Source organism: Serratia sp. CY44782 (genome assembly GCF_052168715.1).
Lineage (GTDB): Bacteria > Pseudomonadota > Gammaproteobacteria > Enterobacterales > Enterobacteriaceae > Serratia > Serratia nevei.
In genome coordinates this window covers 1-606 of sequence record NZ_JBJNME010000042.1, presented here as the reverse complement: position 1 = coordinate 606, position 606 = coordinate 1, and the positions used below count along the sequence as shown (strand labels likewise).

The following is a 606-nucleotide window of genomic DNA, read 5'->3' as shown; positions in this document are numbered from 1 at the left end:
CCGCGCCGGCTGTATGAGTTTACCGTGCTTGCCGGCAATGCCGACGCCCGCGCGTTGGAGACTCAGCTTTTTCATGCCGGCGGCGTCACCTGGGATATGCCGGTGTTTCCTGACGTTGCTGTTTTGTCGGCTCCCATCGCGGCGGGCAGCCAGGTTATCGCTGTGCCGACCGCCGGCCGTGATTTTGTCGTGGGCGATAACCTGCTGCTTAAACAGGGTTTCGGGATGTTGGCCAACCAGGCCGTCGCGCAGATCCAGAGCATCGATGCCGGCAGCGTCACCGTCACGACCCCGTTAGGCGCGTGGCCAGCCGGCACATGGGTTTATCCGCTAAGGCCGGCCGTCTTTACCGATACGCCGGCAATCACCCGTCACAGTGACAGCCTGATGCGTCTGCAGCTGCGCTTTCGCCTGGCGGCGCATAATCCGTTTGCGCCGGCGATGAATGCCGTCCTCTATCGCGGGCACCCCGTGCTTGAACAAGACGCTGACTGGGTTGATGACCTGACGGCAGAGTATCAGCGCCAGCTCCTGGAGCTGGACAACGAGGTGGGCATTCCCTACCGCACCGACACCGCCGGCCGGGCCTTTATCATGCAGCAGCAT

1 protein-coding gene is annotated in these 606 nt (G+C 62.9%); it reads left to right on the top strand.

Features of this window, described 5'->3' with window-relative positions; genetic code table 11:
- The coding region (locus ACJ8HT_RS24160; protein WP_442520151.1) for a hypothetical protein at positions 1–606 on the top strand (606 nt) is incomplete at both ends.